We start from the raw sequence: 19,594 nt of genomic DNA on the forward strand, positions 1-19,594 counted from the left end.
GACCCCGCCAGCAAGAAGCCCACGACGGCGCCACCCTCACCAGGTTGGCGCCGTTGTTCTTTGACAGCCGCCCACGAGGCGATCCCGGAGACATCGATGACGAACAACACCAACCCGCTGCTGCAAGCCTGGGACGGCGCCTACGGCCTGCCGCCCTTTGCCGCCATCGAGGCCGAGCATTTCGAGCCGGCCTTCGAGGTCGCGCTGGCCGAGCACCGCGCCGAGCTGGACGCGATCGCCGCGCAGAGCGAGCCGCCGAGCTTTGCCAACACCCTGGCCGCCTTCGACCGCAGCGGCCGCCTGCTGGCGCGCCTCGAGCATCTGTTCTATACGCTGACCGCCTCGGCCACCTCGCCGGCGCTGCAGGCCGCGCAGCGCGCGCTGGCCGCGCCCCTGGCCGCGCACAACAACGCGGTCTATATGCATGCCGAGCTGTTCAAGCGGGTGGACGCGCTGTACGAGGAGCGTCAGGCGCTGGGCCTCAGCCCGGAACAACTGCGCCTCTTGGAGCGGGTGCAGCTGGACTTCGTCCGCGCCGGCGCCAAGCTCGCGCCGGCGGCCCAGGCCCGCTACGCGCAGGTGATGGAGCGTCTGGCCGAGCTGAACACCGCCTTTGCGCAGAATGTGCTGGCCGACGAGAGCGGCTACCAGCTGCTCTTGAAGAGCGAGGCCGAACTGGCCGGCCTGCCGGACTTCGTCCGTGCCGCCGCGCGCCAGGCGGCGCAGGACCGCGGCCTGGAGGCCGGCGTGCACGCGATCACCTTGTCGCGTTCGCACATCGTGCCCTTCCTGACCTTCAGCGAGCGCCGCGATCTGCGCGAGCAGGCCTGGCGCGCCTGGGTCGGCCGTGGCGAGCATGCCGGCACCAGCGACAACCGCGCCATCGCGCAGGAAATCCTGAGCTTGCGCAACGAGCAGGCGCGGCTGCACGGCCATGCCTGCTTCGCCGACTATGCGCTGGCCGACACGATGGCCGGCAGCCGCCAAGCGGTGATGGGCCTGCTGGACCGCGTCTGGGAGCCGGCCAAGGCGGCGGCCGAGAGCGAGCGCCAGGCCTTGATCGGCCAGATGCGCGCGCTGGGCCATGCGTTCGAGCTCGAGGCCTGGGACTGGCGCTTCTATGCCGAGAAGCTGCGCAAGGCGCGCTACGACCTGGAGGAGGCCGAGATCAAGCCTTACTTCCCGCTGGACGCGATGGTCGAGGCGCTGTTCGACTGCGCGAACCGCCTGTTCGGCCTGCGCTTCGTGGCCAGGCCCGAGGTCGCCGGCTATCACGCCGACGTCAAGGTCTACGAGGTGCAGAACGCCGACGGCTCGCCGCGCGGCCTGTTCCTGCATGACAATTTCGCCCGCCCGACCAAGCGCAGCGGCGCCTGGATGAACGCGCTGCGCTGGCAGGCGCGCAATGGCATCGACGCGCTGCCCGTCATCCTGAACAACAACAACTTCGCCAAGGGTGCGCCGGGAGAGCCGACGCTGCTCAGCTTCGACGATGCGCGCACGCTGTTCCACGAGTTCGGCCATGGCCTGCATGGCTTGCTGTCCAACGTTGAGTTCGAGCGCCTGTCCGGCACCCAGGTGCTGCGCGACTTCGTCGAGCTGCCCTCGCAGATCTTCGAGCATTGGATGAGCGAGCCCGAGGTGCTGAAGAAGCATGCCCGCCACTACAAGACCGGGGAGCCGATTCCGGACGCCCTGCTGGCCAAGCTGAAGGCGGCCGAGCTGTTCAACCAGGGCTATGAGACGGTGCGCTACACGGCCAGCGCCCTGGTCGACATGGCCGCGCATTCGCTGACCGAGGCTGAGGGCCCGGAGGTGGTCGACTTCGAGGCCCGGACCATGGCCGCCTACGGCCTGCCGGCCGCGATCGGCATGAACCACCGCCTGACGCATTTCCAGCACCTGTTCTCGGGCAGCAGCTATGCGGCCGGCTACTACGTCTATATGTGGGCCGAGGTGCTGGACTGCGACGGCTACGAGGCCTTTGTCGAGGCCGGCAGCCCCTTCGACCGCGCGACCGCCGAGCGCCTGGTCGGCTGCATCCTGTCGGCCGGCAACAGCCGCGAGCCGGGCGAGGCCTTCCGCGCCTTCCGCGGCCGCGATGCGGCGGTGGAGCCGATGCTGCGGGGGCGGGGGCTGCTGCCGGCCTGAGCTGCGTGAACCGGGCGCGACGCGAAATGGAAGGTCAAACGAAGGCCTGTATCCGGATGTGTCGCTCGGAGGGTCGGGGCTTGTCATCGAACGCCCCGGCGTCGCTGTGAGGTGCTTATCCGTGCATGCCACACCGGCTGTTACAAACCTCGCAACAGCCCTTATATGGGTTATCCATAATGACTTCACGCGATCGATCACGGTTCAGTAGCAACGCTCCATGACCGTGATCCCGCGCAAGACCGGCGGCTTCTGGCTGCCGGTTTTGTCAAGGTTCCAGTATTCGAGCCTTCGGGCTCAAGCAGAGTTAGTTGTTCTGCAAAGGGCAAACCGCGCGAAAGCGCGGGACGCAAAGTCAACGGTCTAAAGGGTTTCGACCCCATGACGGCTGGACTGCCAGACAACCCCGATGGCGTCGGTAACGACGCCCTGACGCCGTCTGAGCAGGCCTGCCCCTGGGTGGCCGGAACCAAATCTCAGTAGGTGTCGTATGGGGTTCAGTAACGGTTCGGCGCAAGGCTTCGGCGCGCAATTCACACTTTCTCGTTCGCGCATGGCGCTGGCCCTGGTGGCCGCGATGGCCTCTTGGGGCGCGCATGCCGCCCAACCGGCCGAATATGCCAAGGGCCGGGTCATCGTGCAGACGCACGCCGGCCTGTCGGATGAAGAACTGGACAAGATTGTCAAGGTTCACGGCGGCAAGGCGCGCCGCATCGGCAAGAGCAATCTGCACATCGTCGATCTGCCCGGCAATGCGTCTGAGACCGCTGTGCAGGCGCAACTGGCGCACAACCCGCATCTGAAGTTCGCCGAGTTGGACCGCAAGGTGCAGCCCGACTTCGCTGCCAACGACCCCTACCTGGGCAGCGCCTGGCATTTGAACACCCTCAAGGCCGCGTCGGCTTGGGATGTTTCGCAGGGCGGTAGCGTCACCATCGCGATTCTGGATTCGGGCGTGTTGGCCACCCATGCGGACCTGGCGCCCAACCTGGTGCCGGGCTGGAACGCCTACGACGGCAGCAACACCACGAGCCCTGTTACCTACCACGGCACCGCCGTGGCAGGCGCGGCAGCGGCGGTGACCAATAACGGCGCGGGTGTCGCCGGCGTGGCCGGCCAAGCGAGGATCATGCCCATACGCATCACCGACGCCGCCGGTACCGCCTACTACAGCACCATTGCCAGCGGCATCACCTATGCCGCCGACCACGGGGTGCGGGTGGTCAACTGCAGCTACAGCGGCCTGTTCAAGACGGCGTCGATCCTGAGTGCGGGCGCCTATCTCAAGAGCAAAGGGGGCCTGCTGGTCGTCAGCGCCGGCAACGGCGGTATCGACGAGAACGCCGCAGCCACCACCTCGATGATCACCGTATCGGCCACCGACGGCAGCGACAACCGCACCAGTTGGTCCAGCTTCGGTCAGATGGTGTCGGTGGCGGCGCCCGGCGCAGGCATTTGGACCACAAACAGCGACGGTGCCTACACCAGCGCCAACGGCACCTCGTTCTCCAGCCCCATTGTTGCCGGCGTGGTGGCACTGATGATGTCGGCCAACCCGAGCCTCGGTGCCGCTCAGATCGAGAGCCTGCTGTTCTCGACGGCCGTCGACCTGGGGGCTGCCGGCAAGGACATCTACTTCGGCTACGGCCGGGTCGACGCCGATGCCGCAGTGCGTGCCGCCCGCTCGGCCACGGGCGCCGATACGCAGGCGCCGGTTGCGTCCGTGGCACTGACCAGCGGCTCGACCGTCAGCGGACTGGTCAGCGTGAATGTCAACGCCACCGACAACGTGGCCGTGAGCAAAGTGAACTTGCTCGTGAACGGCAGTGTCGTTGGCACCGATACCGGCGCGCCCTATCAATTCAGCTGGGATAGCAGCAAGTCGCCCAACGGCGCGGTGACGCTGACCGCCGTTGCCTACGACGCCGCCGGCAATGCCGGCAACTCGGCGCCGGTGTCGCTGACCGTGGCCAACGCGCTGACGGCCGACACCACACCGCCGGTCGTGACCATCGCCAACCCGATCAACGGCAGCCAGGTCTCGGGTACCGTCAGCGTGAGCGTCCAGGCCACGGACAACGCTGGCAGCGCCGCCCTGAAGCAAAGCCTCTATCTGGACGGCGCCCTGGTGGCCAGCGGCAGCGGTGGCAGCCTTTCGTACAACTGGAACTCTCGCAAGGCGTCTGCCGGCATTCACACGCTGACCGCCATCGGCCAGGACGCTGCCGGTAACAAGACGACCACGTCGGTGCAGGTCAGCCGCTGAGCGTCACTTGGCGGCATTGCCGCCAGGCCTAGCAGGTCCAATGACAAAGGCCCACCGAAGTGGGCCTTCTTTTCTGCCGTCTAAGCCAAGGGTGTCAGGCCCTGCGGCGGCCGGTCCAGCCAAGGCCCAGCATGGCTAGTCCCACCAGTGCCAGCGAGCTTGGCTCGGGCAGGAAGCCAGTCGGGTTGGGGCTACCGTCACCGCATCCCCGCGTGCCCTGGAGGCAGCCGTCGAGCTTGATGGAGTTGGTGCCATCAAACGCGTTGATGTGAAGTTTTTCAAGCTGCCACGCGCTCGGATCGGTCACCGTGATGGTCCAGGTGGCAATTTCGCCAACGGTGAAACGGGTGGCATCGTTGGGCTGTGGGAAGTCGATCTCCCAATCGTAGATGCTGCCGCCACCGCCGCCTCCGTTGAAGCCGTTCAGCGAGTAGGTGGCTGTCGGCGTCGTAACGGCAGCACTGGTCGTGTTGGTGAACGTGCCCGTGGGGCCGTCCATGAATAACTCGTTGATAAAGCCGCCGGCAGCCACACCCTGGCCGACAAACGACAGCGAGAAGTTCGTGCCGCCGCTCGTTGTCATCTGTGCGTACAGATTCGAGCCATTGAAAAAATTGACGACGTCAGCCGTCGCGGAAACTGTCGGCAACGCGATCGCTGCAGCGATTAGCGTTTTTGTCCAAACCTGTCGAGGCGTCATACAAATCTCCTCTAGGAAAAAAAGCTGCCGAGGTATGTGACGCAATTCACGTGCCACATTCGCAACTGCTTGATTTTTATGACTTCTTTGCAAGCGATTCGTACGTGGTCGCGGGCAATGTAAAGGTTTCCGACGCGCCTTAAGGTGCAGAGCCACCAACAGCGTGCCGCTGCGCGTGGTAAAGCGATCTTGACCGTATTGGCCGGCGGTACCCCTTAGACAGCGGCGGACTAACGCGACAGCACCTCCGGCTTCCTTGGGGCATCCAAGATGATCGCTGCCTTGTCGGGCTGGGACTGGCATCTGCCGCAGGCCTCGCTCGCCGTCGCCATCAAGATCACTCTTGCCGGTGCCCGGCTGCTCATCAGGCAGGCGGTTTTGCCTGCGATAGCTTTTGGAAGCCGAAAGCTTCGGTTCAGCTGTCTATCATGCGCATATGAGTGAATTCCAGAAGTTTGCCCTGGTCACCGGCGCCGGCAGCGGCATCGGTCGTGCGGCCGCGCAGGCGCTGATGGGGGCGGGCTACCGGGTCGCCCTGGTCGGCCGGCGCGAGCAGGCGCTGCGCGAGACGGCGGCCGCGGATCCGGCGCGGGCGCTGGTGCTGCCGGCCGACGTCAGCAAGCCGGCGGCGGTGACGGCGCTGTTCGAACGGGTGCACGCCGAGTTTGGCCGGCTGGATCTGCTGTTCAACAATGCCGGTACCGGCGCGCCGGCGGTGCCGATCGACGAACTGAGCTACGAGCAATGGCAGGCCGTCGTCGATGTCAATCTGACGGCCAGCTTCCTGTGTGCGCAGGCGGCGTTCAAGCTGATGAAGACGCAGTCGCCGCGCGGTGGCCGCATCATCAACAACGGCTCGATCTCGGCCCATGCGCCGCGGCCTTTCTCGATCGCCTACACGGCGACCAAGCATGCGATCACCGGGCTGACAAAGACGCTGGCCCTGGATGGCCGAGCGCACGACATCGCCTGCGGCCAGCTCGATATCGGCAATGCCTTGACCGAGTTGACGCAGCGGATGACGCGCGGCGTGCCGCAGGCCAATGGCGAGCTGGCGGTCGAGCCGACGATGGACGTCGCCCATGCCGCCAGCGCGATCCTCTACATGGCCCAGCTGCCGCTGGAGGCCAATGTTCAGTTCATGACGGTGATGGCCACCAAGATGCCCTTTGTGGGGCGAGGTTGATGTTCCTGATGATTGCTTCCCTTGTTTCCTTCGTCACGCGCCTGGTGCTGGCCGCCGCCACCGTCGTGCTCGTGCTGGGCCTGATGGCCGTCGCCCTGTTCACGATGCTGGTGCTGATCGCCTGGAGCCTGATCCGCGGCCGCAGGCCCAAGATCGATGTCTCGGGTTTCGCGCGTGCGCGTGGCCGCTTCGCCCCGGGGCGACCGGGCGCCAGGCCGGTCGGCGAGGTCGTTGATGTCGAGGCGCGCGAGGTGCCCGAAGCCACGCCGGCCCCGGCGCCACGCCTGGACCGCTGACGCCTCTGGCCGGCGCTTACCAGCGCTTGGCCGTCAGCTGCTCGAGGATTTCGCCGTAGATCCGGTAGCGCGAGGCGCTGATCTGCCCCGCCGCGACCGCCTCGCGCACGCCGCAGCCGGGCTCGTGCTGGTGCGTGCAGTTGTAGAAGCGGCAATGGTCGGCATGGGCGCGCAGGTCCGGCATCAAGAGCGGCAGCTCGGCCGGCTCGATCTGCTTCAGGCCGAATTCCTGGAAGCCCGGCGAGTCGATCAGCGCCGTCTGGCGGGCCGCGTCGACCCAGTACCATTGCGTCGTCGTCGTCGTGTGCCGGCCCGAGTTCAGCGCCTGCGAGATGTCGCCGACCTGCGCCTGGGCGTCCGGCACCAGCAGATTGATCAAGGTGCTCTTGCCGGTGCCGCTGGGACCCAGCACGAAGCTGGTCTTGCCTTCCAGCCAGGGCGCGAGCTGCGCCCTGGAGGCGAGCGGATCGGCTTTCAGCGCCAGCTCCATCACCGGCAGGCCCATTGCGCGGTAGGGCGCCAGGCGTTCGCGCGCGGCGGCCGCGCCGGGCAGATCGGTCTTGTTCAAGGCGATCGTCGTCGCAATGCCGGCCTGCTCGGCAGCGATCAGTGCGCGGCTCAGCTGGCTTTCGCTGAACACCGGCTCGACGGCGACCAGCACCAAGAGCTGGTCCAGATTGGCGGCGAAGCTCTTGGTCTTCCACTCGTCCTGGCGGAACAGCAGATTGCGGCGCGGCTCGACCGCCTCGATCACGCCCTCGTCGGAGCCGGCCGGCGCGAAGCGCACCTGGTCGCCGACCACGCAATCGCTCTTCTTGCCGCGCGGGTGGCAGACCAGGCGTCGCCCATCGCCGTCCTCGACGATGTAATGGCGGCCATGGCCGCGCACGACCAGGCCCAGGTCCAGCGCATGGAATTTGCTCATTCGCCCGTGGCCTCGGGCAGGGCCGAGACCTGGGCGGCGCAGATGAAGTCGTTGGCGGTCAGGCCGCCGGCCGAATGGGTGGTGTAGCTGACGGTGCAGGCGTCATAGCCGACCAGCATTTCCGGATGGTGGTCCTGCGCATGGGCGATCTCGGCCACCGCATCGACAAAGGCCATCACCTGGTAGAAGTTGTCGAAGCCAAAGCGCCGGCCGATCACCTTTCCGTCGGCATCGGCCAGCCAGCCGGGCACCTGAGGCAGCCAGTCATCGAGCGAGGGCAGCGGCTCGCGCTGCGGCGTGCATTGGGCGGTCAGGAGGTTCATTTATCTTGCATGAATGGCCGCCAGCCGTTCGCTGGCCGGCGGATGCGAGTAGTAGAAGCGGGCGTAGACCGGATCCGGCGTCAGCGTGCCGGCATTGTCCTCATGCAGCTTCAGTAGTGCGGCGGCCAGATCGGCACCGCTGGCCTGGGCGCAGGCATAGGCATCGGCCTGGAACTCGTCCTTGCGCGACAGCCGGCTGGCCAGTGGCGTGAAGAAGAAACCGAACACCGGCACGACCAGCAGGAAGAGCAGCAGCGCCAGCGCGTCGTTCGGCGCCGCCATATTCGGCTGCACGCCAAAGGCGAGGTAGAAGCCGGTCTGCCGCGACAGCCAGCCCAGCAGGGCGAAGCCGGCCAGGCTGATGGCGAACATGGTCAGCATGCGCTTGAGCACATGCTTGTGCTTGAAATGACCGAGCTCGTGCGCGAGCACCGCCTCGACCTCGGCGCCATTGAGCCGCGCCAGCAAGGTGTCGAAGAAGACCACCCGCTTGGCCGGGCCGAAGCCGGTGAAATAGGCATTGCCATGGGCGGAGCGGCGGCTGCCGTCCATCACGAACAGGCCCTTAGCGGCGAAGCCGCAGCGCTGCATCAGGCCTTCGACGCGCGCCTTCAGCGCCTCGTCCGGCAGCGGCTCGAACTTGTTGAACAGCGGCGCGATGACGGTCGGATAGAGCACCAGGATCAGCAGGTTGAAGCCCATCCAGGCACCCCAGGCCCACAGCCACCAGGTGCTGCCGGCCGCGCCCATCAGCCACAAGATCAGGGCGGCGATCGGCAGGCCGATCACGGCACCGACCAGCAGGCCCTTCAGCGCATCGACGGCATAGAGCTTCCAGCTCATCTTGTTGAAGCCGAACTGCTGCTCGATGCGGAAGGTGTTGTACAGCTCCCAGGGCAGGTCCAGCAGCGAGCCGATCAGCGTGAACGCGGTCAGCAGGGCCAGTTGGTAGGCCATGCCACCGAAGCGTGGCGCGACGGCGTCGTGCACCCAGCCGTTCAGCGCGTCGAGCCCGCCCAGCAGGGTCCAGCCCAGCAGCACGGCGGTGCTGAAGGCCAGGCTCAAGAGGCCGAAGCGGCTGCGCGCGACCGTGTAGTCGGCCGCCTTCTGGTGCGCGGCCAGCGGCACGGTGGCGGCAAAGGCGGCCGGCACCGCCGCGCGGTGGCGGACCACATGGCGGACCTGGCGCGTGCTGAGCCAGAACTTGGCGGCCAGCGACAGCAGCAGGGCGATCGCGAAGGCCAGGCTCAGCGCCGTTGGGGAAAGGGAGGGAGGGGTGGTGGGCATGGGCGAAGTGTAGGGCTGCGACAATAGTGTCGATCTGAAAACCGAAGGAAGCCCTGCCATGACTACAGCCTCCGCGCTGGCCCTGAACGACCAGAACCTGATCTGGATCGACCTCGAGATGACGGGCCTCTACCCCGATAGCGACCGCATCATCGAGATCGCCGTCGTCGTCACCGATCCGCTGCTGACGATCCGCGTCGAGGGCCCGGTGTTCGCGATCCACCAGAGCGACGAGACCCTGGACAAGATGGACGCCTGGAACAAGGGCACGCATGGCAAGAGCGGCCTGATCGACCGCGTCAAGGCCTCGACGATCAACGAGGACGAGGCGGTCGCGCAGACCATCGCCTTCCTGAAGCAATACGTGCCGGCCGGCAAGTCGCCGATGTGCGGCAACAGCATCTGCCAGGACCGCCGCTTCCTCGCCAACCACATGCCCAAGCTGGAAGACTTCTTCCACTACCGCAATCTGGACGTGTCGACCCTGAAGGAGCTGGCGCGGCGCTGGAAGCCGTCTGCGCTGGAGGGCTTCAAGAAGGCGCAAGCGCACACGGCGCTGGCCGACATCAACGAGTCCATCGACGAGCTGATCCACTACCGCGAGCAGTTCCTCGCGCTCTGAGCCGGCGATGTTGTGGGCGGCCTTCGACTTCCCGCGCCACCCGCTGGCGCGGGAGGACGGCGAGCGCATCCGCGGCGCTTTTTTCGACCCGCCGGCGCGCTGGCTGCGCGCGCAGGGCACGGACGAACTGGCCGAGGTCATCGACGCCGCGCACCGGGCCAGCCGCGCCGGTGCCTGGGTGCTGGGCGGGCTGCGCTACGAGGCGGCCGCCGGCTTCGATCCGGCGTTGGCCGTCCAGTCGGGTGGCCGTCCGCTGGCCGAGTTCGCCGTCTATGAGCAAGCGCCGTCGCCCTGGCCCGAGCCCGCGCCGGCCGGCCGGCTGAGCGGCGACTGGCACGATGCGCAGGACGAGGCCGGCGAGCTGGCGCAGATCGAGCGCATTCGCGAATGGATACGCGCCGGCGACTGCTACCAGGTCAATCTGACCACGCGGCTCGATGCCGCGCCGGAAGCGGCGCCGCTGGATGCGCTGTTCCTCGCCCTGCACCAGAACCAGCCGGGCGGCTTCTCGCTGTTCCTGCGTGATACCAGCGGGCAGGGGGGCGTGGCCAGCGTTTCGCCCGAGCTCTTCTTCGACTGGCGACCCTTGCCCGATACCGAGCACACCTGGCTGCTGGCGGCCCAGCCGATGAAGGGCACGGCGGCGCGCGGTCGCGACAAGGTCGAGGACGAGGCGGCGCAGGCCCATCTGCGCACCAGCGAGAAGGAGCGCGCCGAGAACCTGATGATCGTCGACCTGCTGCGCAATGACATGAGCCGGGTCGCCACCCTGGGTTCGGTGCGGGTGCCGCGCCTGTTCGAACTGCATGCGCTGCCCACCGTCTGGCAGATGACCTCGACGGTGACCGCCGTCAGCCGGCCGCGGCTGCGGCTCAGCGAGCTCTTCGCCGCGCTGTTCCCCTGCGGTTCGGTCACCGGCGCGCCCAAGATCCGCGCGATGCAGATCATCAGCCAGCTCGAACCGGGCCTGCGCGGCTGGTACTGCGGCGCGCTGGGCCTGCTGCAGCCGGGCGGGGTGGCGACCTTCAATGTGCCGATCCGCACCGTCCAGCAGGCGGGCGCCGATGCCGCGCTGCGCTGCGGCATCGGCAGCGCGATCACGCTGGACTCGGATGCCGCCGCCGAGGTCGCCGAATGGCGGGCCAAGACGCGCTTTCTCGTGCGGGCGCAGGCGCCGATCGCCGCGCTGGAGACGATGCGGCTGGAGGACGGCCGCTATGCGCGGCTGAGCGGCCATCTGGCGCGGCTGCAGCGCACGGCCCAGCATTTCGGCCTGCGCCTGAGCCTGGCGGCCGTGCGCGAGGGCCTGGATCGGCTGGCGCGCGAGCACGGCCAGGGCCGCTGGCGGGTACGGCTGAGCGTCGCCGCGCGCGGCGAGATCGCGCTGCAGTGCCAGCCGCTGCCCGACACGCCGGCCCGGGTCGGCTTGGCGCTGGCGGCCGAGGCGATCGATGCGCAGGGGCCGGCGGCCGAATTCCTGCAGCACAAGACGACACGGCGCGAGCTCTACGAGGCCTTCGCCGCCGCCAAGCCGGCCGCGGCCTTCGACGTGCTGCTGTGGAACCGCGAGGGCGAACTGACCGAATGCACGTTCGGCAATATCGCCGTCCGGCTGGACGGGCAATGGCTGACTCCGCGGCGCGAGGCCGGACTGCTGCCCGGCGTCTACCGCGAGGAACTGCTGCAGCAGGGCGTCCTGCAGGAGGCGCGCTTGAGCAAGGACGACCTGGCGCGCGCCGAGGGCCTGGCCTTTCTGAACAGCCTGCGCGGCTGGGTGGCCGCCGAGCTCGGCAGGTTCTAGCTCGCGACGGGATCGCACGGCAAGGCCGCGGTGAACTGCCGACCGGGGCCGCGGTATCGCGCAAAGTTCACGGCCGGCCGATGGCTGCCGCCGAAGCCGGGCTTGCTAGAGTAAACCCTAGTGTGTTACAGTCGCTGGCTCGGTCGGGCTTGATGCCGGCCGATTCGTACGTCTCCTCTGACCTCGTTCAGGCCGTTTCACCTCGCAGCGCAGCATGCTGCCGAGGGCGCAAACGAAGCGCTGAACACCCTCGTGGTTCGGTCGGCGGCGATGCCGTCGCTTTGACTGTTCCACCGGCGCCGCACCGGCCGATCTCAACTGATCGTGGTGTACGACGCGAGCTTTCTCCCGGCGACCTGACTGGCCCGCGCTGCATTCCATTCGACTGCGCAGCGCTGGCGCATGCGTTCGTCCCCTTTCTGGCGGGGCGGGGCATGGCACTGTTGAAAGAAGATATGAGCTTTGAAAATCTGGGCCTGCACGAGGGTCTGCTGAAGGCCGTCAAGGACGCCGGCTACGAAAACGCCACCGACATCCAGGCGCAGGCCATCCCCGCTGCGCTGAAGGGCGAGGACCTGATGGGTTCCTCGCGCACCGGTTCGGGCAAGACCGCCGCCTTCATCCTGCCGGCGCTGCAGAAAATCCTGGACAACCGCGCCGCCGACGCCGCCCGCCCGCGTGGCAAGAACTACGGCCCGCGCGTGCTGGTGCTGGCACCGACCCGCGAGCTGGCCCAGCAGGTCGCCAAGGCCGCGCAGACCTATGGCCGCAATGTGCCCGGCCTGCGCATCTGCACGGTGCTCGGCGGCATGCCCTATCCGCTGCAGATCCGCCAGCTGACCGGTCCGGTCGATATCGTCATCGCCACGCCGGGCCGCCTGATGGATCACATCCAGTCGGGCAAGTGCGTGCTCGACAACGTCCAGACCCTGGTGCTGGACGAGGCCGACCGCATGCTGGACATGGGCTTCATCGACGACATCAAGTTCATCGCCGACCGCATCCCGGCCGAGCGCCAGACGGTGATGTTCAGCGCCACCTTCGCCGGCCATGTCGGCCGCCTGGCCCAGGACCTGCTGCGCAACCCGACCCGCGTCGACGTCTCCGGCCACACCGACACGCACGAGAACATCACCCAGCGCCTGCACTGGGCCGACAACAACAACCACCGCGACCAGCTGCTGGAAGCGATCCTGACCGAGTCGACCCTGGACCAGGCCGTGGTGTTCACCTCGACCCAGCGCGATGCCGACTGGCTGGCCGAGCGCCTGCAGGAGATCGGCCATGCCGTCGCGCCGCTGCACGGCGGCATGCCGCAGGGCCGCCGCAACCGCGTGCTGATGGCGCTGCGCCGCCGCGAAGTGCGCGTGCTGGTCGCCACCGACGTGGCCGCCCGCGGCATCGACGTGCCGACCATCACCCACGTGATCAACTACGGCCTGCCGATGAAGGCCGAGGACTATGTGCACCGCATCGGCCGCACCGGTCGCGCCGGCCGCGAAGGCCTGGCCGTCACGCTGGCCTGCCGCGATGACGTGTCGATGATCCGCCGCATCCAGCAGTTCACTACCCAACAGATCCCGGTCGCCCGCATCGAGGGCCTGGAGCCCAAGACGCAGGAACCGCGCATCTTCCCGCCGCGTCCCGCCGGCAGCTTCGACGACCGCGGCCCGCGCCCTGGCGGTGGCGGCGGCTGGGGCGGCAAGCCCGGCTGGGGCGGCGACCGCAACAGCCGCTTCGGCGGCGGCCATGCCAAGCAGGGCTTCCACCGCGACGCCGGCAAGCCCTTCGTCCGCGAAGGCGGCGGTGGCCGTCCGGAGTTCGGCGGCCAGCAGCGTGGCGGCGAATTCGCTCCGCATGGCGAGTTCGCGCCGCGCGGTCCGCGCGCCGATTTCCGCGGCGGCTACGAGGGCCGTCCGTCCTTCGACCGCAAGCCCGGCGGCTTCCAGCCGGAGCCGCAGCAGCAGCGGGGCTTCGCGCCGCGCGGCGAGTTCGCCCCGCGCCAGGATCGCCCGGCCTATGGCGAGAAGCCGCGCTTCGAGGGCAAGCCCGGCGGTTTCGGCGGCGACAAGCCCCGCTTCGAGGGCAAGCCCAGCTTCGGCGGCGAGCGTGGCCCCCGCCGCAACGGCCCGCCGGCCGGCACCCGCCGCAGCGGCTTCGGTCGTTGAGCCCCGGTTGCTAGGCTGAAGGCCCGCGCAAGCGGGCTTTTTCCGTTTCTGCGAGCGAGATTTTTTATGCGCGAGGAAGGCCAGCTGGTGCAGTGGGACGACGCCAAGGGCTATGGCTTCATCCAGCCCGACGGCGGCGGGCCGCGCCTGTTCGTCCATGCCCAGGCCTTCGCGTCGCGCGCGCAGCGGCCGCGTGCGGGCGAGCGGCTCAGCTACGAGCCCGGCCTCGATGCGCAGGGCAAGCGCCGCGCGCTGAAGGTGCGCGGCCAGCGGGCCGAGCCGGCCGCCGCGCCGGCGGGCCGCGGCAGTGGCGGGGGCAGTGGCGCGCTCTGGCTGGTGCCGGGTTTTGCCGCCTTCTATCTGCTCTGCCATCTGCGCTGGCCGCTGCCGCCGGCCCTCTGGGGCGGCTATATGGCGATGAGCCTGGCCAGCTTCATCGTCTATGCCGGCGACAAGCGCGCCGCGCGCCTGGGCCAGCGCCGCGTCGCCGAGAACAGCTTGCACCTGCTGGCCCTGGCTTGCGGCTGGCCCGGCGCCCTGCTGGCGCGCCAGCTGCTGCGCCACAAGTCGAGCAAGCCGGCCTTCGCGCGCCGCTTCTGGCTCAGTGTCGCCGCCAACTGCCTGCTCTTTGTGCTGATCTTCACGCCGCTGCCCGCATGGATGCGTCAGTTCTTCGGCTGAGGCCGCTGCGGCCCAGCGACGTCGGCGCGGTGCTGGGCCTGCAGGCCCAGTGCTACGGGCCCGCCCTGATCGAGGACGGCGCCGCCTTCGAGGCCAAGCTGCGCGCGACCGAGACGCTGGGCACTTGCTGGCTGGCCGAGCGGGACAGGCAGGCGCTCGCCTATGTGCTCAGCCTGCCGGTCTGCGAGCAGAGCTTTCCGGCGCTGAATGCGGCCGAATTCCGCCCCAGCGCGGCGCCCAGCCTGCTCTATCTGCATGACCTGGCCGTCGCGCCGGCCGGCCGCGCGCTGGGGCTGGGCCGGCGCCTGTTCGAACGGGTGCTGCAGGCGGCGCAAGACCTGGCCCTGGACCAGATCGGCCTGGTCGCCGTGCAGGACTCGCTGGCCTTCTGGCGGCGCCAGGGCTTTGCCGAGCCCGGCCCGCTGCCGGCCGGCATCGCCGCCAAGCTGGCCAGCTTCGGCGCCGATGCGCGCTATCTGGCGCGGCCCAGTCGCTAGGCCTCAGTAGACCCAGCGCCCGAACAGCTCGGCCAGGCTGCGGCCGGCCTCGCGCTCCATCGCCCGCTGCAGATCGCGGCTTTCGACCGAACCACCGGCATGGCTGCGGGTGTAGCGGCGCAGCCCGGCCCAGAAGCGCGGCTCGCCGAGCTCGCGGCGCAGCGCGTCGATGAAGAGCGCGCCCTTGCTGTACTGGATCGCGCGGCGTATCGCCAGGCTCGGGTAGTCGCCGGCCCAGCTCAGCGGCTTGTCGTAGCCGGCGTCGATCGCCGTCTGCCAGCGCCGCCGCGCCAGCGCCAGCTCGCGCTGGTAGGCGGCCTCGCCCCAGCGCTGCTGCTTCCAGGCGGCCGTCATGAAGACGGTCAGTCCCTCGTTGAGCCAGAAGTGCGACCAGTCCTTGCAGGTCAGGAGATTGCCCCACCACTGGTGCGCCAGCTCGTGGACGATCACCCAGTCCTCGCTCTCGTCCTGCTCGATCGGGTCGAGCAGCTGCTTGCCGATCAGGGCCAGGCTGGACGCCTCCTGCGCCACGCTGCCGGGCAGCAGCAGCTGCGTATAGCGCGCATCGGGCAGCGGCAGGCCGGCCTTGTCGGCGAAGAAAGCCAGCACCCGCGGGCTGTCGCGGAATTTGCGGCGCAGCGCCGCCGGCTCGTCCTGCAGGCCGAGGTAATGCAGCCACTTGTCGCCGGCCGGCTCGAGCGCTTCATGGAAACGACCGGCGGCGAAACCGAACAGATAGCTGGCCTCGGGCCTTTGCTGCCGCCAGCGCTGCAGACTCAGGCCGCCGGCCAGCGCCACGGCGGCCAGCGGCTCGCCGGCGGCGGCCGAGCGCAGGCCCTGGGGCAGCAGCAGCTCGAGCGTGAAGCGGGCCTTGGTGCCGGGCACCGGATCGCAGACCATCCAGTGGCAGCTGTCGAAGCCGCTGTAGACATGCTGGGCGCCGAACGTCAGGCCGCGGCGCGGCCGGCCCTCGTAGCGCAGGGCGAGGATCAGCTCGCGGCGCTCGCGCCAGGCCGGCGGGATCTCGATCAGCAGGGCGTCCTCGCCGGCCGCGGGCAGCGGCAAGTCCTGGCCCTCCAGGCGCAGCGCCGTCAGCCGCAGGCCGTTCAGCGGCCAGCGCAGCCGGCCCCAGTCCTCGCCCTCGCGGCGGCGCAGGACGATGCGCTCGCTGCCGCTGACGCCCTGCGTCTCGAAATCGGGCCGCAGGCGCAGCTCATAGGCGGCCGCCTGCGGCTGGGCCCGGCCATCGGCCGCGGCGAGGGCGGCCATGCAGAGAAGAAAAAGAAAACGGAGCAGCGCGGTCATCGTGGCCGCGATTCTGCTCCGCGCTGGGCCCCGGCTTGGGGCCGGATCGACCCGGCTTCAGCCGCGTACGGTCTGGCGCTGGGCGCTCAGCAGGGCGGCGGCCAGTTGCGGGCGCTCGCTGCCGACTTCCAGCGCCAGCTCACGCAGAGCGCGGCGTCCGCGTGCCGCGCCGATTGCCTCCAGCGCACGCCACAGGGCCGCGCCGGCCACGAGGGCACGCTGGCCCGCGACGCGTGCGGACTCGGCACGCGCCCGGTCGGACGGCATCGTCATCAGGGGAAGCTTGAGGCTGGTGGCGCTGGTGGACATGGCGGATCCCTCTCTTGTTGCTGGGGCGCGAATGCGGCCCCGGTCGTCATATTGCGGTTTCTACGTAGATTGATCCAATTGCGATGCGGAATCGCCTCATCACCGGCGCGAATGACGCGTGACTTATTACCATGCGCCGATGTCCAGCCGCCCGGTCAACTTCCGCCATCTCGACCTCAATCTGCTGCGCGTCTTCGACGTGGTGATGGAGGAGCGCAATGTCACCCGCGCGGCGCAGCGGCTGGCGATCACGCAGCCGGCGGTCAGCAATGCGCTGCGCCGCCTGCGCGAATCGGCCAACGAGGAGCTCTTCATCCCCAGCTCCAGCGGCATGCAGCCGACCCCGCATGCGCTGGCCCTGTGGCCCGTCGTGCGCGAGGCGCTGATGCGGCTGCAGCAGGCCTTCGAGCCGCAGCCCTTCGATCCGGCCGAGCCCGGCCATGGCTTCACGCTGTCGATGGCCGATGCGACGGCGGCGCTGCTGGTGCCGACGCTGGCGCAGCGCTTCCAGCGCGAGGGCGTCAAGGTCGGCCTGCGCGTGGTGCCGCTGACCACGCGCGATCCGCGTGCCTTGCTGGAACAGGGCGGCGCCGATCTGGCGATCGGCTTCTTTCCCGACCTGGGCAGCCTGCCGCTGGGCGACGACGAGGCGGGCAGCCCGGTCCATCGCGCGCCGCTGTACAACAGCGAGTACGTCTGCGTGATGCGGCGCGGCCATGCGCTGGCCGGGCCCGAGCCGCTGGGCCTGGACGCCTATTGCGCGGCCGAGCATCTGCGCGTCAGCTTTGCCGGCCGCGCGCGCGGCTTCGTCGACGATGCGCTGGCCACGCTGGGCCGCGAGCGCCGGGTCGCGCTGATCGTCGGCAACTTCTTCACCGGCGCGCTGGCGGTGCGCCAGTCCGATCTGCTGACCGTGCTGCCCAGCGGCTTCGTGGCCGCGACCGGGCTCGCCGAGGACCTGGCGATACGCCCGCTGCCCTTTGCCCTGCCCAGCATCGCGATCAGCCAGCTCTGGCATGCGCGCCACGAACATGATCCGGCGCAGCGCTGGCTGCGCGAGGAAGTGCGGCGCGCGGTGGGCGAGAAAAGCGCCTCGCCCTGAAATACTAGTTCGCCTGCGCCGCCAGCGCCCGGAAATCCTCGGCCCAGCCCAGCAGGCTGCGCTGCGCCTTCGCGCGCTGCGCCGGCGTCGTCGCGTTGTGCACGCGCGCGAACACGGCGCAGCCCTCGGCAAGCAGGGCCTCCTGGTAGCGCTGCTCGGCGGGTTCCGGCGAGCCCAGCAATTGCTGTTGCATATAGACGCGCAGCCGCGCTCGCGCCGCCTCGGGCGCCAGCCGCTCGGCGCGGATCTGGCGCAGCGCGAGCACGAGCTGCTGCTGGCGGCGCTGGCGCTCGGCCAGGCTGCGCGCCGCGTCGAAGACGCTGGCCGTGGCCAGTGCCGCATGCAGCACGCCTTGCTGGGCGCTGCTCAAGCCGCCGTACAGCCACTCGATCCGCGACAGCGCCGCGTCGAAGCGTTGCTGCGCCAGCTCCGCGGCGCCGGCGTCCATCCATTTGTGCCGCCATTCCTCGTTGCTTCGCGCCTGCTTGCGCTCCAGCTGCTGCAGCTGTCCCTCGCTCAGCTCGGCCGGCAGCCAGGCCAAGGGCCAGTGAGCCGGATCCAGCGTCGCCTCCAGGCCCTGGCGGATCTGCTCGGTCAGCGCGCAGGCCTGTTCCGGTGCCAGCGGCCCCTGCAGCTGCGGCGCGATCCGCCGCAGGGTCTCGGCATAGCGCGGCAATTGCTCGCGCCGGTGCCATTGCTGGTACTGGCGCAGCTCGGCGCGCACCCGCGGCGCCTGCTCGCTGCTGAAGTCCAGATAGTTATCCAGCCGCCAGTAGAGCAGGCTGTCCGCGTTGTTGTAGGCCAGCCTGACCGCGCTGCAGGCCTGCAGCAGCAGGGCGGCCAGCAGGATCAGGACGGTTCGCTTCAGGATGGACGCCCCAGCTTCAGCAGGCCCTGGCGCAGCGCCTTCAGCTTGATCTTCAGCCGGGCGGCATGCTGGGGCCCGACGCGCAGCAGCATCTTCTGCCCGGTGCTCAGCGCCTCCAGCTCGGCGTCCGCGAATTCGTAGCGCGGCGTGCGCGGCGTCGCGCCGCTGGCGGCGGGCGCCTCGGCCAGCGGGCGCAGGCGCAGCGGGGCGCGCTGCACCGGCGTGGCCAGCATCTGGTCGATCACCTCGATCAGCCGGTCGTTGAAGTGGCCGGCCGGATGGCCCAGCTCGACATAGCTCTGCTGCAGCAGCGGGTACATGCGCGCATACAGATCGAGCAGGCGATGCGTGTCCAGCGCCAGCGCCCAGCGGACGAATTTGTCGTAGCGCCGGCTGTTGGCCGCGCTGTCGATCAGGTGCTGCTCGGCCTGCCTGGCGTCGGTCTTCAGCGCCAGGGTCTTGGGCGCCGGCCGCAGCAGCCACAGCGTGGTGGGCGCGTTCTTGTTGCCCAGGCCGTCGACGCTGGCGACGAAGCGCCGCGCCAGCGGCTCCAGATAGACGTAGCTGCCAAGCTGCTTGCGCCCGCCCAGCGCCTGGGCAAGGGCGGCATCGACCTCGTTGGGCAGGATGGCCGGGGCCTTGCCCGGCAGGACCGGGTGCTTGGCGGCGCCGGGGACGAGCGGCGCGGCGCTTGCTGCGGGGGCGGGGGCCGGCGTCACCTTGCCGGAGGAAGCCATCGTCACGATGCCAGCCGGCGCCGTCGCTCCGCTGACGCCGGTGACAACACCCGAGGCGCTGGACGAGGAAGCCGGCAGGCCGCCGACCGATCCGGCGCCGGGGCCGGGGCCGCGGGCGATCTGCCAGCCCAGCGCGACGATGGCCAGCCCCGCGACGCCTCCTGCCGCGATGGCCACGGGTCTTGTCTTCAGGTTCATCCCCTGCTCCTCCTGGATGCCGATGCCTGATGCCTGCGCCGATGCCGCTTCGTGCGGCGAACATACCACGCGGATCGCGCTTCGCCGGGATTGACCGCGAATCGCGGTCCTTCTCCGGGCGGCGCCGCCGCTCCTCTGTGGCAGCATTGTGAAAACAAGCAACGATCGCCAG

At 69.2% G+C, this 19,594-nt stretch carries 18 protein-coding genes and 1 riboswitch; of the genes, 10 read left to right on the forward strand and 8 right to left on the reverse strand.

Translation table 11 applies throughout. The annotated features are described in order from the left end of the window. Positions 1 to 96: 96 nt before the first annotated feature. Entirely contained in the window at positions 97 to 2,151 is a 2,055-nt protein-coding gene (locus QWJ38_RS07605; protein WP_290358455.1) for a M3 family metallopeptidase, read from the forward strand. A gap of 314 nt (positions 2,152 to 2,465) precedes the next feature. Next, positions 2,466 to 2,552: riboswitch (cyclic di-GMP riboswitch) on the forward strand. An 89-nt stretch (positions 2,553 to 2,641) separates the two neighbouring features. Next, positions 2,642 to 4,417, forward strand: a complete 1,776-nt coding sequence (locus QWJ38_RS07610; protein ID WP_290358456.1) for a S8 family serine peptidase — start codon at positions 2,642 to 2,644, stop codon at positions 4,415 to 4,417. A gap of 94 nt (positions 4,418 to 4,511) precedes the next feature. Here QWJ38_RS07610 and QWJ38_RS07615 read toward each other — a convergent pair whose 3' ends face one another. Next, positions 4,512 to 5,117: a PEP-CTERM sorting domain-containing protein gene (locus tag QWJ38_RS07615; RefSeq protein ID WP_290358457.1), complete on the reverse strand. Its 606-nt coding sequence runs from the start codon at positions 5,115 to 5,117 to the stop codon at positions 4,512 to 4,514. 436 nt (positions 5,118 to 5,553) lie between these two features. Here QWJ38_RS07615 and QWJ38_RS07620 point away from each other — a divergent pair, with 436 nt between their 5' ends. After that, positions 5,554 to 6,303, forward strand: a complete 750-nt coding sequence (locus QWJ38_RS07620; protein ID WP_290358458.1) for an SDR family oxidoreductase — start codon at positions 5,554 to 5,556, stop codon at positions 6,301 to 6,303. An 8-nt stretch (positions 6,304 to 6,311) separates the two neighbouring features. Continuing rightward, complete coding sequence (locus QWJ38_RS07625; protein ID WP_290358459.1) at positions 6,312 to 6,599, forward strand: hypothetical protein; 288 nt, start codon at positions 6,312 to 6,314, stop codon at positions 6,597 to 6,599. Between the two features lie 16 nt (positions 6,600 to 6,615). Here the strand turns inward: QWJ38_RS07625 and rsgA are convergent, their stop codons facing one another. The 3 genes from rsgA to QWJ38_RS07640 are packed head-to-tail and all read right to left on the reverse strand — an operon-like array spanning position 6,616 to position 9,134. Next, positions 6,616 to 7,566, reverse strand: a complete 951-nt coding sequence (rsgA, locus tag QWJ38_RS07630; protein WP_290358972.1) for a ribosome small subunit-dependent GTPase A — start codon at positions 7,564 to 7,566, stop codon at positions 6,616 to 6,618. Next, positions 7,521 to 7,847 (reverse strand): 4a-hydroxytetrahydrobiopterin dehydratase, encoded by a 327-nt coding sequence (locus QWJ38_RS07635; RefSeq protein ID WP_290358460.1) that lies wholly within the window; start codon positions 7,845 to 7,847, stop codon positions 7,521 to 7,523. The genes rsgA and QWJ38_RS07635 overlap by 46 nt, the downstream gene beginning before the upstream one ends. Beyond that, the gene (locus QWJ38_RS07640; RefSeq protein ID WP_290358461.1) at positions 7,848 to 9,134 is read right to left on the reverse strand and encodes a M48 family metallopeptidase; all 1,287 of its coding nucleotides are present in this window, start codon (positions 9,132 to 9,134) and stop codon (positions 7,848 to 7,850) included. A gap of 58 nt (positions 9,135 to 9,192) precedes the next feature. Between QWJ38_RS07640 and orn the strand changes: the two genes are divergently transcribed. The 5 genes from orn to QWJ38_RS07665 all read left to right on the forward strand — a co-directional run bounded on the left by orn (position 9,193) and on the right by QWJ38_RS07665 (position 14,903). Continuing rightward, positions 9,193 to 9,756: an oligoribonuclease gene (gene orn / locus QWJ38_RS07645; RefSeq protein ID WP_290358462.1), complete on the forward strand. Its 564-nt coding sequence runs from the start codon at positions 9,193 to 9,195 to the stop codon at positions 9,754 to 9,756. Between the two features lie 7 nt (positions 9,757 to 9,763). Then, complete coding sequence (locus tag QWJ38_RS07650; RefSeq protein ID WP_290358463.1) at positions 9,764 to 11,557, forward strand: chorismate-binding protein; 1,794 nt, start codon at positions 9,764 to 9,766, stop codon at positions 11,555 to 11,557. Positions 11,558 to 12,012: 455 nt separating this feature from the next. After that, complete coding sequence (locus QWJ38_RS07655; RefSeq protein ID WP_290358464.1) at positions 12,013 to 13,725, forward strand: DEAD/DEAH box helicase; 1,713 nt, start codon at positions 12,013 to 12,015, stop codon at positions 13,723 to 13,725. A 66-nt stretch (positions 13,726 to 13,791) separates the two neighbouring features. Beyond that, positions 13,792 to 14,406 (forward strand): DUF1294 domain-containing protein, encoded by a 615-nt coding sequence (locus QWJ38_RS07660; RefSeq protein ID WP_290358465.1) that lies wholly within the window; start codon positions 13,792 to 13,794, stop codon positions 14,404 to 14,406. Continuing rightward, positions 14,382 to 14,903, forward strand: coding sequence for a GNAT family N-acetyltransferase (locus QWJ38_RS07665; protein ID WP_290358466.1), 522 nt, complete (start codon positions 14,382 to 14,384; stop codon positions 14,901 to 14,903). Before QWJ38_RS07660 ends, QWJ38_RS07665 begins: the two co-directional genes overlap by 25 nt. Positions 14,904 to 14,906: 3 nt before the next feature. Here QWJ38_RS07665 and QWJ38_RS07670 read toward each other — a convergent pair whose 3' ends face one another. Together QWJ38_RS07670 and QWJ38_RS07675 are read right to left on the reverse strand one after the other, a co-directional pair. Further along, positions 14,907 to 16,172 carry a M1 family aminopeptidase gene (locus tag QWJ38_RS07670; RefSeq protein ID WP_290358467.1) on the reverse strand — a complete coding sequence of 422 codons (1,266 nt, stop codon included), beginning with the start codon at positions 16,170 to 16,172 and terminating at the stop codon, positions 14,907 to 14,909. Positions 16,173 to 16,265: 93 nt separating this feature from the next. Beyond that, on the reverse strand, positions 16,266 to 16,481 hold the full coding sequence (locus tag QWJ38_RS07675; RefSeq protein ID WP_290358468.1) for a hypothetical protein: 216 nt from the start codon (positions 16,479 to 16,481) through the stop codon (positions 16,266 to 16,268). Positions 16,482 to 16,656: 175 nt separating this feature from the next. Between QWJ38_RS07675 and QWJ38_RS07680 the strand changes: the two genes are divergently transcribed. Then, positions 16,657 to 17,619: a LysR family transcriptional regulator gene (locus tag QWJ38_RS07680; protein WP_290358469.1), complete on the forward strand. Its 963-nt coding sequence runs from the start codon at positions 16,657 to 16,659 to the stop codon at positions 17,617 to 17,619. A 4-nt stretch (positions 17,620 to 17,623) separates the two neighbouring features. Here QWJ38_RS07680 and QWJ38_RS07685 read toward each other — a convergent pair whose 3' ends face one another. Continuing rightward, positions 17,624 to 18,490, reverse strand: a complete 867-nt coding sequence (locus QWJ38_RS07685) for a DUF6279 family lipoprotein (protein WP_290358973.1) — start codon at positions 18,488 to 18,490, stop codon at positions 17,624 to 17,626. Beyond that, positions 18,484 to 19,422: a DUF3014 domain-containing protein gene (locus QWJ38_RS07690; protein WP_290358470.1), complete on the reverse strand. Its 939-nt coding sequence runs from the start codon at positions 19,420 to 19,422 to the stop codon at positions 18,484 to 18,486. The genes QWJ38_RS07685 and QWJ38_RS07690 overlap by 7 nt, the downstream gene beginning before the upstream one ends. Positions 19,423 to 19,594: the final 172 nt, after the last annotated feature.

Source organism: Roseateles violae, assembly GCF_030410485.1.
GTDB classification, from domain to species: Bacteria; Pseudomonadota; Gammaproteobacteria; order Burkholderiales; family Burkholderiaceae_C; genus Roseateles_D; species Roseateles_D violae.

Coding starts and splice junctions, on each gene's coding strand:
- QWJ38_RS07620 (WP_290358458.1), top strand. CDS start 5,554: ATGAGTGAATTCCAGAAGTTTGCCCTGGTCACCGGCGCCGGCAGCGGC.
- QWJ38_RS07640 (WP_290358461.1), bottom strand. CDS start 9,134: ATGCCCACCACCCCTCCCTCCCTTTCCCCAACGGCGCTGAGCCTGGCC.
- QWJ38_RS07655 (WP_290358464.1), top strand. CDS start 12,013: ATGAGCTTTGAAAATCTGGGCCTGCACGAGGGTCTGCTGAAGGCCGTC.
- QWJ38_RS07660 (WP_290358465.1), top strand. CDS start 13,792: ATGCGCGAGGAAGGCCAGCTGGTGCAGTGGGACGACGCCAAGGGCTAT.
- QWJ38_RS07615 (WP_290358457.1), bottom strand. CDS start 5,117: ATGACGCCTCGACAGGTTTGGACAAAAACGCTAATCGCTGCAGCGATC.
- QWJ38_RS07670 (WP_290358467.1), bottom strand. CDS start 16,172: ATGGCCGCCCTCGCCGCGGCCGATGGCCGGGCCCAGCCGCAGGCGGCC.
- QWJ38_RS07680 (WP_290358469.1), top strand. CDS start 16,657: ATGTCCAGCCGCCCGGTCAACTTCCGCCATCTCGACCTCAATCTGCTG.
- orn (WP_290358462.1), top strand. CDS start 9,193: ATGACTACAGCCTCCGCGCTGGCCCTGAACGACCAGAACCTGATCTGG.
- QWJ38_RS07610 (WP_290358456.1), top strand. CDS start 2,642: ATGGGGTTCAGTAACGGTTCGGCGCAAGGCTTCGGCGCGCAATTCACA.
- QWJ38_RS07635 (WP_290358460.1), bottom strand. CDS start 7,847: ATGAACCTCCTGACCGCCCAATGCACGCCGCAGCGCGAGCCGCTGCCC.
- QWJ38_RS07690 (WP_290358470.1), bottom strand. CDS start 19,422: ATGAACCTGAAGACAAGACCCGTGGCCATCGCGGCAGGAGGCGTCGCG.
- QWJ38_RS07650 (WP_290358463.1), top strand. CDS start 9,764: ATGTTGTGGGCGGCCTTCGACTTCCCGCGCCACCCGCTGGCGCGGGAG.
- QWJ38_RS07675 (WP_290358468.1), bottom strand. CDS start 16,481: ATGACGATGCCGTCCGACCGGGCGCGTGCCGAGTCCGCACGCGTCGCG.
- QWJ38_RS07625 (WP_290358459.1), top strand. CDS start 6,312: ATGATTGCTTCCCTTGTTTCCTTCGTCACGCGCCTGGTGCTGGCCGCC.
- QWJ38_RS07665 (WP_290358466.1), top strand. CDS start 14,382: ATGGATGCGTCAGTTCTTCGGCTGAGGCCGCTGCGGCCCAGCGACGTC.
- QWJ38_RS07605 (WP_290358455.1), top strand. CDS start 97: ATGACGAACAACACCAACCCGCTGCTGCAAGCCTGGGACGGCGCCTAC.